This is a genomic window from Pseudomonas sp. LBUM1661, from assembly GCF_059695925.1.
In genome coordinates, this window is record NZ_CP166794.1 from 1,866,253 (window position 1) to 1,879,152 (window position 12,900).

Here is a 12,900-nt window from a genome sequence, read left to right on the forward strand (position 1 = left end):
ACGGCTGCTACACGTGCACGGTGCAGCTCTGTATTAGCCCAGAATCCGACGGCTGGTCGTCCACCCGGACCTGCCTGAATCACGGGTCTGCGCAGGTTTATCCCCAGGCTCAGTTGAAAAAAGCGCGGAAAAAACCCATTGATATAACTGCCTCGAAGGTACTTGTGCACATAAGTCGCGCAGGTTGTCACCGCGCTGTCATCTTCCCTTCAAACGCAGTGGGTGCCTGTAACCAAAATTTAAGTCAATGAAAAACATCGCTTTTTTTTACTGGTGAAAAAATCGTCAGTTTGACTGCGAGCCCCATTCCATAGGGCTTTGCGAGAGTTCAAGGGCGGTTGTCCACTGAGTTATCCACAGCTTCTGTGGATTGTCCCGAGCGCTTGCTCTAGGACGGGCGTGCCGGGTTTTTTTAGGCTTTACCTGTAAGAAAAAAAGAGTAGAGTGGCGCGCCTTCCGATCTGCCCCACAGTGCTTTATGAAGTTTCGCTCAGCATCAGACTCTGACACCTCGACACCCCCCAATGTAATCCCTCCCAAGCGCTTTTCGATGCGTGTGGCGGAGTGGCTTCTCGACAGCCCGCGCCTGGGCGAAAACACCAACGTCAAACACTTTGCCGGACGCCTGCTCAAGCAGCCCGCCCGTGAAGGGGTCGTGGCCGCACAAAGTCGTCTCGGTCAGCTCATGTGCCGGGAATGCGGGAATGCCCGTGACCGCCGAATTGGCCAGGACCTTTTGCGTCAAGCCGCGCGCGCAGGGGATAAGCGCGCCCGACAGGAACTCGGTCTGAACGAAGACTGAGCTGTCCAAGACCTGACGCCTTGGTTAACCTTCAAGCTTTATTTGATTGGCAGGAGTGGCTATGGCTATGGACTTGACCAGCGCATTGCTCGGTCTGGCGGGCGCTGCACTGCCGTTATTGGTATTGGCCTGGCAACTTCAGCGCCGAGCAAGCGCCACGCAGTCAGATGTGGCACTGCTGGAAGAGCGACTGGCCATGGCTAACCTGGCTCAGGATGGCTTGAACGCCCAGCTCGAAGCCTGCCGCGATGAAATCGGAGACCTGGGCCAGGCCAACGCCGCTAAACAGGCAGACTTGGCGGCCCTGCGCCGTGAAGTCGAACTGCTGCAGATCGAGCGCGACGACGCCCGCGATGCTGCCCACGCCTGGAATCTCGAACGCGCCGGTAAAGAGGCTGAGCTGCGTCGCCTGGACGCGCAAGCCGCCTCGCTCAATGCCGAACTGCGCGAGCAGCAGGAAAGCCACCAGCAGCGCCTCAACGACCTGCAAGGCTCGCGTGATGAGCTGCGTGCGCAGTTCGCCGAACTGGCCGGCAAGATCTTTGACGAGCGTGAGCAGCGTTTTGCCGAAAGCAGTCAGCAACGCCTGGGGCAGTTGCTCGACCCGTTGAAGGAACGCATCCAGTCTTTTGAAAAACGCGTCGAGGAAAGTTATCAGGCGGAAGCCCGCGAGCGCTTCTCGCTGGCCAAGGAACTGGAACGACTTCAGCAGTTGAACCTGCGCCTGAGCGATGAAGCCACCAACCTGACCCGTGCCTTGAAAGGCCAGAAAACCCAGGGCAACTGGGGCGAGCTGATTCTGGAGCGAGTGCTTGAGCACGCGGGGCTGGAGAAGGGGCGCGAGTATCAGACCCAGGTCAATCTCAAGGGCCCGGACGGCGAGCGTTTCCAGCCGGACGTGATCATTTATCTGCCGGGCGACAAGCAGGTGGTGGTCGACTCCAAGGTCAGCCTCACGGCCTATCAGCAATACGTGGCCGCCGAAGACGATGCCATCGGCCAGATCGCCATCAAACAGCACGTGCTGTCGCTGCGTAATCACGTCAAAGGCTTGGCCGGTAAGGATTACAAGCGTCTCGACGGCCTGCACAGCCTGGATTTTGTCTTGCTCTTCGTGCCGATCGAAGCAGCGTTTTCCGCCGCCTTGCAGTCTGAGCCGACGCTGTTTCAGGAAGCATTCGACCGCAACATCGTGATCGTCAGCCCGACCACCTTGTTGGCGACGCTGCGCGTCATCGACAGCCTGTGGAAGCAGGAGCGTCAGAGCCAGAACGCCCGGGAAATCGCCGAGCGCGCCGGGTGGCTGTACGACAAATTCGTGTTGTTCATTCAGGATCTGGACGAAGTCGGCAATCGCTTGCAGCAACTGGATAAAGCCTACAGCTCGGCGCGCAACAAGCTGACAGAAGGGCGCGGCAACCTGGTCAGCCGCAGTGAGCAGCTCAAGTTGCTCGGCGCGCGGGCGAGCAAGAGCCTGCCGGCTGATTTGCTGGAGCGGGCGATGACCGATGTGGATGGGCTGGCCGAGCTGCCTGAATAAACCGAAAAGCATCGCGGGCAAGCCCGCTCCCACAGTTTTTGTGTTGTTCACTCTATTTGTGCAAACACATAGAAACCTGTGGGAGCGGGCTTGCCCGCGATGGCGTCAGATGCACCGCCACAAGACTCAAATCGGTCACACTACAACGGCAAATGCCGACTCAACAACGCCCGCAACGCCGCCGGTTTCACCGGTTTGGCCAGGTAATCCAGCCCCGCCGCATGCACCTGGGCGACCATTTCCGGTCGCCCATCAGCACTGATCACCACCCCCGGCACCGGTTCCCCTAAACGGGTCCGCAACCACGCCATCAGCTCGGTCCCTGTCTCGCCGTTATCCAAGTGGTAATCCACCAGCGCCAATTGCGGACGGATGCCTTCGCTGAGCAGCGTTGCGCATTCATCGCGGTTGCGCGCCGTCCAGACCTGGCAACCCCATCGAGTCAGCAGGCTGTTCATGCCAATCAGAATGCTGTCTTCGTTATCGATGCACAGCACCTGTACGCCGCTGAGCGGTTTGCCGTTGAGTTCGACCACCTTGGCCGGCGTCACGGTTTGCGCCCGCGCCAGCGGTACGGTGACGCTGAACACACTGCCGCGACCCGGCCAGGAGCGTACCTGCAAGGTATGGCCGAGAACACGGCACAGCCCGTCAGCAATCGCCAGGCCCAGCCCCAAACCTTTTTCAGCACGGGTCTGGTGGCTGTCGAGGCGTTTGAACTCTTCGAAAATCACCAACTGTTTATCTTCCGGAATGCCCGGCCCACGGTCCCAGACTTCCAGGCACAATTCGCCCTTGCGCCGTCGAACCCCCAACAGCACCGGCCCTTTGGCGTAGCGGAACGCATTGGTCAAAAAATTCTGCAAGACCCGCCGCAACAGCTTGATGTCGCTGTCGACCCGCAACGTACTGCCGCGGACGCGGAATTTCAGACCTTGGTCTCGGGCCAGTGCCTTGAACTCGGCGCCGAGGACGTCGAACAATTCATTGATCACGAACGGCTTGGGATCGGGGTTGATCATGCCGTTTTCCAGGCGGGAAATGTCCAGCAAGTCGCTGATCAGATCCTCGGCCGAGCGCAGCGAAGTGTCGAGGTGATGCACCAGTTTCTGCGCCTCGCTGGACAGGCCGTCGTCCTGATGGGAAAGAGCGGCGGAGAACAAGCGCGCGGCGTTCAATGGTTGCATCAAGTCATGACTGACGGCGGCGAGGAAGCGGGTTTTCGACTGGTTGGCCGCTTCGGCGGTGCTCTTGGCGTCGGTCAGGGCCACGTTGAGCTTCGACAGTTCATGGGTACGTTCCGCGACTCGCTGTTCCAGGCCTTCGTTAGCTTCGGTCAGCGCGTGCTCGGCTTCGCGGAACGGCGTGATGTCGGTGAAACTCATGACAAAACCGCCGCCGGGCATCGGGTTGCCGATCAGCTCGATCACTCGGCCATTGGGGAACAGTCGCTCGGAGGTGTGGGCGCGGCCCTGGCGCATCCAGTGCAAGCGGCGGGCGACGTGCACTTCGGCTTCGCCGGGACCGCACAGACCGCGTTCGGCGTTGTAGCGAATGATGTCGGCGATGGGCCGGCCGACGCTGATCAAGCCGTCCGGGTAATTGAACAGCTCCAGGTAACGGCGGTTCCAGGCCACCAGTTTCAGCGACTGATCGACCACGCTGATGCCCTGGGTAATGTTCTCGATCGCGCCTTGCAGCAACGCGCGGTTGAACTGCAGCACTTCCGAGGCTTCGTCGGCGATCCGCACGACATCCTCCAGTTGCATCTCCCGACCTTCAATGGCGGCTTTGACCACCGCGCGCGTCGAAGAAGCCCCGAGCACACCGGCCAGCAAGCGTTCGGTGTGGGCGATCCATTCACCGTCAGCGTTCTGGTTCGGGTTGAAGCCCTTGCCCTGGCGGTAGGCGAAACGGATGAAACTCTGCCGCGCCCGCTCTTCACCCACGAAGCGCGCAGCCAGTTGCAGCAAATCGTCGATCTGCACCGACAGCATCGAACGGGCGCTCGGCCGGGCGCTGATCTCCTGGCCAATGAAACGACCGGCCTGCCAGTGCTCCGACACCCGTGTGCGCGACAGCACCGAGACCCAGGCGAACAGGGTGAAGTTGCCCGCCAGCGACAGCACCACGCCTTGGGTCAGCGGGGTGATCGGCAGGTGCAGCGGGTTGCTGTGCAGCCAGGCCAGGCCCGGGAAACTGTTCAGCGACCAACCCAGGCTCAGGGCGGCGATTGGCAGAATCAGCGTGTAAAACCACAGGAATGTCCCGGCGGCGAGGCCGGCGAATACACCGCGGCGGTTGGCCTGTTTCCAGTACAGCGCGCCGAGCATGGCCGGGGCCAGTTGAGTCACGGCGGCGAAGGCGATCTGGCCGATGGTCGCCAGGCTCGCGGTGGAGCCCAGCAGGCGATAGCTGACGTAGGCCAGCAGCAGAATCACCACGATGCTGACGCGGCGCACCGACAGCATCCACTGGCGGAACACTTCGAACGGCCGCTCGGCGTTGTTGCGGCGCAGCAACCAGGGCAACAGCATGTCGTTGGACACCATGGTCGACAGCGCCACACTGGCCACAATCACCATGCCGGTCGCCGCCGACGCGCCGCCGATAAAGGCCAGCATCGCCAAGGCAGGATGGGATTGGGCCAGTGGCAGACTGATTACAAACGAATCCGGCAATACTGAGCTGGGCAGCAACATCTGACCAGCGAGGGCGATCGGGACTACAAACAATGCCGCCAATGCCAGGTACGCCGGGAACACCCATTTGGCCAGGCGCAGATCCTGAGGATCGATGTTTTCCACAACGGTCACGTGAAACTGCCGGGGCAGGCAGATGATCGCCATCATCGCCACACCGGTCTGTACCACCATCGACGGCCAGTTGATGGTTTCCTTCCAGTATTCTTCGAGGCGCGGGGCGAGCATGGCTTGGTTGAACAGGTCGTCGAAACCGTCGTAAAGGCCGTAGGTCACGAACGCGCCGACCGCCAGAAAAGCGAACAGCTTGACCAGCGATTCAAACGCAATCGCCAGCACCATGCCACGGTGGTGCTCCGTGGCGTCGAGGTTGCGTGTACCGAAAACGATGGTAAACAGCGCCAGCACCAGCGACACGATCAGCGCCGTGTCCTGGGCGCGGGTACCCATGGCGTCGGCACCGGCGCCGATCAGCAGGTTCACCCCGAGCACGATGCCTTTGAGTTGCAAGGCGATGTAGGGCAACACGCCGACCAGGCAGATCAAGGCCACCACCACCGCCAGCGACTGGGATTTGCCGTAGCGCGCAGCGATAAAGTCGGCAATCGAGGTGATGTTCTCCTGCTTGCTGATCATCACCATCTTTTGCAGGACCCACGGCGCGCAGACCAGCAGCAGGATCGGCCCGAGGTAGATCGGCAGGAAGGACCAGAGTTGTTCGGCGGCCTGGCCCACGGCGCCAAAGAACGTCCAACTGGTGCAATAGACCGCCAGCGACAGGCTGTACACCCACGCGCGCACTCGCGGCGGCAACGGCGTGCTGCGACGGTCGCCGTAGAAGGCGATGGCGAACATGATGGCCATATAGGCCAGGGCGACGGCGGCGATCAGCCCGCTGGACAGCGACATGGAAACTCCAGGCAAAAGACACCCGGGATTCACACCCGGTCAGACAGTCTCGCACGATGGACGGGGGTTAGTCAGTGTCGACCAAGGTCGAGGCGCGGCGGGGTGTCGCAGGTGGTGAGTCAGCTGGATCGTTGGTGGTTTTTCGGGCCCCTTCGCGAGCAAGCCCGCTCCCACATTAGAGATGTGTTGTTCACAAATTATGTGACCACTGGAGATCAAATGTGGGAGCGGGCTTGCTCGCGAAGGCGGCCTCAATGACTCAACGCAATCTCGATCAACTGATGCAACTCCTCAACCTCCAATGCCGCCGCCGAAAACAGGATGCGAAACACTGTCGGCGCCGCCACCAGGTTGATCAGCCGATCAACACTCGGCTTCGGCTGGTCGGGGTACCGATCCAGAATCGCCTGCAATTGCCCACCAATGATGTTCGCGCAAACGGCCGGTGTGGTGCTGCATTGCACATCGCGCAGCATGTTGCGGCCGGGCTCGGAGCTCATTTCATCCAGATACTGCTCCGCCCAGGCACGCACATCACCGCGCAGGCTGCCGGTATTGGCCGGTTCGCTTTCAGGGCGCATGCGGGCGAGGGCGACGTCCGCCAATAACACCGACAGATCGCCCCAGCGCCGGTAAATCGTCGACGGCGTCACCCCCGCGCGGGCGGCGATTTGGGGGACGGTCACGGTGGCGCGATCCTGCGCTTCGAGGAGATCGCGCACGGCCGAATGAACCGACTCTTGCACCCGGGCACTGCGGCCGCCAGGGCGTAAACCTTCTTTAATAGCCATGAATCGGACCTTAACACAAAGAATTTGCTTTAAGCGCAGGTCAGTAGCACACTCCGCAAAAGCAAAAAGTTAGCTTTTGCGGAGTGTACCCATGTCCCGTCCTGTTTCAAACCGTGCAAGCCTGTGGTTTCTGGCGATCACCTTACTCAGTTTTCTCGCCGCTTCCACCGCGCCGACGCCGTTGTATCACTTGTATCAGGAACACCTGCAGTTCTCGGCGGCGACCCTGACCCTTATTTTCGGTGTGTACGCCATCAGCCTGCTGGCGGCACTGCTCACGGTCGGCTCGCTCTCGGATCATCTGGGGCGCAAACCGGTGATTTTCGCGGCGGTGGTCCTGAACATTCTGGCGATGCTGCTGTTTATCAATGCCGACAGTGTCGCCTGGTTGATCGGTGCTCGGGTGCTTCAGGGCTTTGCTACAGGAATGGCCACGGCCGTATTGAGTGCGGCGCTGCTGGACACCGATCGCCAGCAAGGGCCGCTGATCAACAGCGTTGCGCCGTTGCTGGGCATGGCGGCGGGTGCAATGGGCTGCGGCTTGCTGGCCGAATTTGCGCCGCTGCCCTTGCAGTTGACCTATTGGGTGCTCTTGGCTTTGTTTTTTATCCAGGCGCTGTACGTCTGGCGTCTGCCGGAAAGCGTCAGTTCGCAACCGGGGGCGTGGGCTTCGCTGCGTCCGACGCTGCACGTGCCAATCCAGGCGCGCTCCACGCTGTGGCGGGTGTTGCCACTGAATACCGCGACCTGGGCGCTCGGCGGTTTTTTTGCGTCCCTCGCCCCCTCGTTACTACGCACGGCCACCGGCTCGACTTCAAACCTGATCGGCGGATCGGCCGTGGCGGCACTGACGGTAACCGGCGCGCTGATGATCTTCACCCTGCGCAATCGGCCAGCCGCCAAAGGGCTGTTGTTGGGCGGCACCTTGCTGCCAACGGGTCTTGTATTGATTTTACTGGGCGTGCACAGCGCCAGCCTGACCTTGTTTTTCGCTGGAACACTGCTGGCCGGTTGCGGGTTCGGCGCCGGTTTCCTCGGGGCGGTGCGCAGTCTGGTCCCGCTGGCGCTGCCACATGAGCGGGCGGGTTTGATGTCGGCGTACTATGTGCTCAGTTACCTGGCGTTCTGTTTGCCGTCGTTGCTGGCGGGAACTCTGACGCGCACCTTCGGCTTGGTGGCAACCACCGATGGTTATGGCGCGGCATTGATCGTGTTGTCACTGGTGGCGCTGTTTGGATTGGTTCGCCAACGGTCGGTCAAAGTCTGTAGCGCCGATGTCGGTTGATCGAGACTGAGCTATATAAGAAAAACAGATAACGGTTAGAGATATTACCCGTTATATAGATATTCGATTCAGTTCTACCATGAGCTCCACCTCACCAGAGGACAGGAGTTCGCCATGACATGCCCCAACAGCGCACCAGCCACTTTCAAACCCTTCAGTCATTTACAGCACCCGCGCGAAGTCATCCGCCAGTTCACCCCGAACTGGTTCGCCGCCACCATGGGCACCGGCGTGCTTGCGCTGGCACTGGCGCAATTGCCCGTGGTCAACCCGGTTTTGCACGGGATTGCCGAAGCGCTTTGGCTGTTCAATATCTTCCTGTTCGTTTTGTTCACGGCACTCTACGCGGCGCGTTGGGCATTGTTTTTCGACGAAGCGCGGCGGATTTTCGGGCATTCCACGGTCTCGATGTTCTTCGGCACCATCCCCATGGGCCTGGCGACGATCATCAATGGTTTTCTGGTCTTCGGGTTACCGCATTGGGGCGAGGGCGTCATTCATCTTGCCGAGGTGCTGTGGTGGCTGGATGTGGCGATGTCACTGGCCTGTGGCGTGTTGATCCCGTACATGATGTTCACCCGCCAAGAGCACAGCATCGATCAAATGACCGCCGTTTGGCTGCTGCCCGTGGTGGCTGCGGAAGTTGCCGCTGCCAGCGGTGGTCTGCTGGCGCCGCACCTGGCCGATGCCCATTCGCAACTGGTGATGCTGGTGACCAGCTACGTGCTGTGGGCATTTTCCCTACCGGTGGCGTTCAGCATTCTGACAATCCTGTTGCTGCGCATGGCGCTGCATAAATTGCCCCACGAAAACATGGCCGCTTCGAGCTGGCTGGCGCTCGGGCCCATCGGCACCGGCGCGTTGGGCATGTTGCTGCTGGGCGCAGACGCGCCGGTCATTTTCGCTGCCAACGGTCTGCCAGGTATCGGTGACATTGCCGCCGGGTTGGGGCTGGTGGCGGGGATCACGCTGTGGGGTTTCGGCCTGTGGTGGATGCTGATCGCCGTGTTGATTACCGTGCGTTACTTGCGCGTCGGCATTCCCTTCAACCTCGGCTGGTGGGGCTTCACGTTCCCGTTAGGCGTCTATTCTCTGGCAACGTTGAAATTGGCCAGCACCTTGAACCTGGTATTTTTCAGCGTCTTCGGCTGTGTGTTGGTGGCGTTGCTGACGCTGATGTGGCTGATCGTCGCGAAACGCACGGTGCGAGGCGCGTGGCGTGGCGAGTTGTTTGTCTCGCCGTGCATAGCAGGATTAAAGAAATAACCGGCCAGGATTAGGTAATGTGTGGCCTGGATCGGGTTTCGACATTCCAATAACCGTCTCCACGCCACTCGCTAGCCAACATCAGGGAAACACGGAAGATGAGTCACCCCTCACAGTTCACCTTGCTTCGCACCCGGCGCTTCCTGCCGTTCTTCGTCACGCAGTCGCTCGGGGCGTTCAACGACAACATCTTCAAGCAGTCGTTGATCCTCGCCATTCTGTACAAGCTGACCATCGACGGTGATCGCTCGATCTGGGTCAACCTGTGTGCGTTGCTGTTCATCCTGCCGTTCTTCCTGTTCTCGGCCCTTGCTGGTCAGTTCGGCGAAAAGTTCGCCAAGGACGCGCTGATTCGTCTGATCAAGCTCGGGGAAATCGCCATCATGGCGGTAGGAGCCGTCGGTTTCCTGTTCGATCACCTCTCGCTGATGCTGGTGGCGCTGTTCGCCATGGGCACGCACTCGGCGCTGTTCGGGCCGGTGAAATACTCGATCCTGCCCCAGGCTTTGCATGAAGAAGAGTTGGTGGGGGGCAACGGACTGGTGGAAATGGGCACCTTTCTGGCGATCCTTGCCGGGACCATTGGCGCCGGGATCATGATGTCGTCCGCGCATTACGCGCCCATCGTCTCTACGGCGATCATCGGTGTCGCGGTGCTCGGCTACCTGGCCAGTCGCAGCATTCCGCGCGCGGCCGCCGCGTCGCCGGAAATGCGCCTGAACTGGAACATTTTCAGCCAGTCCTGGGCCACGTTAAAGCTGGGCCTGGGGCAGACCCCGGCAGTGTCGCGTTCGATTGTCGGCAACTCGTGGTTCTGGTTTGTCGGGGCGATTTACCTGACGCAGATTCCGGCGTATGCCAAGGAATGGATGCACGGTGACGAAACCGTGGTGACGCTGATTCTTACGGTGTTCTCGGTCGGTATCGCACTCGGTTCGATGCTCTGCGAGAAGCTTTCCGGGCGCAAAGTCGAGATTGGCCTGGTGCCGTTCGGCTCTTTCGGTCTGACGGTCTTTGGCTTGCTGCTGTGGTGGCATTCCGGTGGAATCCCGGACAGCGTCGCGGGCCATGGCTGGATCGAAGTGCTGGGTTTTGGCCATACCTGGCTGGTGCTGATCGATATCCTCGGCCTGGGGATCTTCGGTGGTTTCTACATTGTGCCGCTGTACGCGCTGATCCAGTCGCGCACCGCCGAGAACGAGCGGGCGCGGGTGATTGCCGCCAACAACATTCTCAACGCGCTGTTCATGGTGGTGTCGGCCATTGTCTCGATCGTCTTGCTGAGCATGGTCAAGCTGTCGATACCGCAGTTGTTCCTGGTAGTGTCGCTGCTGAACATCGGCGTCAACGCTTACATCTTCAAAATTGTCCCCGAGTTCAGTATGCGTTTCATGATCTGGCTGCTCAGCCATTCCATGTACCGCGTGGAGCATCGCAATCTGGATCTGATTCCCGACGAAGGTGCGGCGCTGCTGGTGTGCAATCACGTGTCGTTCGTTGATGCGTTGCTGATCGGCGGCGCGGTGCGTCGGCCGATTCGCTTTGTGATGTATTACAAAATCTACAACCTGCCGGTGCTGAACTTTATCTTTCGCACGGCCGGGACGATTCCGATCGCGGGGCGCCAGGAAGACATCCAGATTTACGAAAAGGCCTTCACGCGCATTGCCCAGTATCTGAAGGACGGCGAACTGGTGTGTATTTTCCCGGAAGGCAAATTGACCGCCGATGGCGAAATCAACGAGTTCAAGGGCGGGCTGAAGCGGATTCTCGAAGAGACGCCGGTGCCGGTGATTCCATTGGCGTTGCAGGGGTTGTGGGGGAGTTTCTTCAGCCGCGATCCGGGCAAGGGACTGTTTCGCCGGTTGTGGTCGCGGGTGACGTTGGTCGCGGGGCCGGCGGTGGCGGTCGAGGTGGCGGAGCCGGCGAAGTTGCAGGCGTTGGTGGGGGATTTGCGAGGGACCGTTAGATAGTCGGTGACTGTGAGGGCCCCATCGCTAGCAGGCTAGCTCCCACAGGGAAATGCATTCCAATGTGGGAGCTAGCCTGCTAGCGATGGCGTCAGTGGCCTAGGCGCTGACCTTGAGCCCCACCAACCCGGCAATAATCAACGCCACACTGGCCAGTCGAAACAGCGCCATGGACTCACCAAACAGGATGATCCCGGCAATCACCGTGCCGACAGCACCCACACCGGTCCAGATCGCATAAGCCGTGCCCAGCGGCAATTCCTTCATGGCAAGGCCGAGCAAGCCAAGGCTGATGGCCATGGCGGCGACGGTCAATGCGGTGGGGAGAGGGCGGCTGAAACCGTCGGTGTATTTCAGGCCGACGGCCCAGCCTACTTCGAACAGGCCGGCGAAAAACAGAATGATCCAGGACATGAATGACCTCCATCGATTGACGGGGTCGTCCCCAGATTAATGACTCGATCGAGCCGCGAGGTCGTCCTCGCGTTGCGCAATAGAGTGCCCATCATTAACCCGAGGATCAAGTTTTCGGATCAGTCGGCTGCTTGTTGTGCAGCGATTTTCCGGTCTTCTTTCTCGCTCATCCGCCGGAAATACGTCGACAGCAGCGCCCCGGAAATGTTGTGCCAGACGCTGAACAACGCGCTCGGCACCGCCGCCAGTGGCGAGAAGTGCGCGCTGGCCAGCGCGGCGCCCAACCCGGAGTTCTGCATGCCGACTTCCAGGGCCAGGGATTTGCGTTGGGCCAATGGCAACTTGAACAGGCGCCCGGTGAAGTAACCCAGCAAATAGCCGAAGCTGTTATGCAGCATCACCACGGCCATGATCAACAGACCGGATTCGGCGATCTTCGCCTGACTGGCGGCGACCACGGCGGTCACGATGATCACGATGCTCACCACCGAAATCAGCGGCAACACTTCGACCGCGTGGCGAACGCGATCACCGAGTACGCGTTGGGCAACCACGCCGAGCACGATCGGCAGCAGCACCACTTGCAGGATCGACCAGAACAGCTCCATGAAAGACACCGGCAACCATGCCGACGCCAGCAGCCAGATCAGCGCCGGGGTCAGCAGCGGAGCGAGGAGGGTGGTGACGGCGGCGATGGCCACCGACAGCGCCAGGTCTCCACGAGCGAGCCAGGTCATCACGTTGGACGAGGTACCGCTTGGGCAGCAGCCAACCAGAATCACGCCGACCGCGATCTCCGGCGGCAGGTGAAAAGCCTGGCAAAGCAACCATGCCACACCCGGCATGATCACGAAATGCGCGACCACGCCCAGGGCCACGCGCCACGGATGGCGAGCGACTTCGGCGAAGTCTTCGAGTTTGAGGGTCAGGCCCATGCCGAACATCACCAGCCCCAGCAACGGCACGATCGCGCCTTTCAGGCCAATGAACCAGGCCGGTTGCAGGAATGCCACGACGGCGAATATCAGTACCCAGTAAGCGAAGGTGTTGCCGACAAAACGGCTTAATGCAGCCAGTGCACGCATGGCCTGATCCTTATTCTTGAGTAACACCACAAAACCAATGTGGGAGCGGGCTTGCTCGCGAAAGCGGTGTGTCAGTCAATAATGATGTCGACTGACACTCCCTCTTCGCGAGCAAGCCCGCTCCCACATAAGTAAT

At 60.4% G+C, this 12,900-nt stretch carries 9 protein-coding genes; 5 read left to right on the forward strand and 4 right to left on the reverse strand.

Features of this window, described 5'->3' with window-relative positions; all coding sequences use genetic code 11:
* Window positions 1–478 precede the first annotated feature (478 nt).
* Window positions 479–802, forward strand: coding sequence for a sel1 repeat family protein (locus tag ACA057_RS08550; RefSeq protein WP_497347467.1), 324 nt, complete (start codon window positions 479–481; stop codon window positions 800–802).
* Between the two features lie 175 nt (window positions 803–977).
* Window positions 978–2,342, forward strand: a complete 1,365-nt coding sequence (locus ACA057_RS08555) for a DNA recombination protein RmuC (protein ID WP_177333625.1) — start codon at window positions 978–980, stop codon at window positions 2,340–2,342.
* A 140-nt stretch (window positions 2,343–2,482) separates the two neighbouring features.
* On the opposite strand, the gene ACA057_RS08560 is transcribed toward ACA057_RS08555, so the two are convergent.
* Both ACA057_RS08560 and ACA057_RS08565 read right to left on the reverse strand, forming a co-directional pair.
* Window positions 2,483–5,953 (reverse strand): hybrid sensor histidine kinase/response regulator, encoded by a 3,471-nt coding sequence (locus tag ACA057_RS08560; protein WP_497347469.1) that lies wholly within the window; start codon window positions 5,951–5,953, stop codon window positions 2,483–2,485.
* 251 nt (window positions 5,954–6,204) lie between these two features.
* A complete protein-coding gene (locus tag ACA057_RS08565; protein WP_497347471.1) occupies window positions 6,205–6,744 on the reverse strand; it encodes a TetR/AcrR family transcriptional regulator in 540 nt (179 codons plus the stop codon).
* A gap of 91 nt (window positions 6,745–6,835) precedes the next feature.
* Between ACA057_RS08565 and ACA057_RS08570 the strand changes: the two genes are divergently transcribed.
* The 3 genes from ACA057_RS08570 (at window position 6,836) to ACA057_RS08580 (ending at window position 11,268) form a co-directional block, all read left to right on the forward strand.
* The gene (locus tag ACA057_RS08570) at window positions 6,836–8,029 is read left to right on the forward strand and encodes an MFS transporter (RefSeq protein WP_497347473.1); all 1,194 of its coding nucleotides are present in this window, start codon (window positions 6,836–6,838) and stop codon (window positions 8,027–8,029) included.
* A 114-nt stretch (window positions 8,030–8,143) separates the two neighbouring features.
* Window positions 8,144–9,295 (forward strand): TDT family transporter, encoded by a 1,152-nt coding sequence (locus tag ACA057_RS08575; protein ID WP_497347475.1) that lies wholly within the window; start codon window positions 8,144–8,146, stop codon window positions 9,293–9,295.
* Window positions 9,296–9,393: 98 nt separating this feature from the next.
* Window positions 9,394–11,268, forward strand: coding sequence for an MFS transporter (locus tag ACA057_RS08580; RefSeq protein WP_497347477.1), 1,875 nt, complete (start codon window positions 9,394–9,396; stop codon window positions 11,266–11,268).
* A 96-nt stretch (window positions 11,269–11,364) separates the two neighbouring features.
* On the opposite strand, the gene sugE is transcribed toward ACA057_RS08580, so the two are convergent.
* Window positions 11,365–11,679: a quaternary ammonium compound efflux SMR transporter SugE gene (gene sugE / locus ACA057_RS08585; protein WP_027922462.1), complete on the reverse strand. Its 315-nt coding sequence runs from the start codon at window positions 11,677–11,679 to the stop codon at window positions 11,365–11,367.
* Between the two features lie 119 nt (window positions 11,680–11,798).
* Window positions 11,799–12,764: a bile acid:sodium symporter family protein gene (locus ACA057_RS08590; protein ID WP_497347479.1), complete on the reverse strand. Its 966-nt coding sequence runs from the start codon at window positions 12,762–12,764 to the stop codon at window positions 11,799–11,801.
* Window positions 12,765–12,900: the final 136 nt, after the last annotated feature.

What these genes read in the sequence shown, in the direction of transcription:
- ACA057_RS08550 (WP_497347467.1), top strand. Translation starts at nt 479, where the DNA reads ATGAAGTTTCGCTCAGCATCAGACTCTGACACCTCGACACCCCCCAAT.
- ACA057_RS08560 (WP_497347469.1), bottom strand. Translation starts at nt 5,953, where the DNA reads ATGTCGCTGTCCAGCGGGCTGATCGCCGCCGTCGCCCTGGCCTATATG.
- ACA057_RS08565 (WP_497347471.1), bottom strand. Translation starts at nt 6,744, where the DNA reads ATGGCTATTAAAGAAGGTTTACGCCCTGGCGGCCGCAGTGCCCGGGTG.
- ACA057_RS08570 (WP_497347473.1), top strand. Translation starts at nt 6,836, where the DNA reads ATGTCCCGTCCTGTTTCAAACCGTGCAAGCCTGTGGTTTCTGGCGATC.
- ACA057_RS08575 (WP_497347475.1), top strand. Translation starts at nt 8,144, where the DNA reads ATGACATGCCCCAACAGCGCACCAGCCACTTTCAAACCCTTCAGTCAT.
- ACA057_RS08580 (WP_497347477.1), top strand. Translation starts at nt 9,394, where the DNA reads ATGAGTCACCCCTCACAGTTCACCTTGCTTCGCACCCGGCGCTTCCTG.
- sugE (WP_027922462.1), bottom strand. Translation starts at nt 11,679, where the DNA reads ATGTCCTGGATCATTCTGTTTTTCGCCGGCCTGTTCGAAGTAGGCTGG.
- ACA057_RS08590 (WP_497347479.1), bottom strand. Translation starts at nt 12,764, where the DNA reads ATGCGTGCACTGGCTGCATTAAGCCGTTTTGTCGGCAACACCTTCGCT.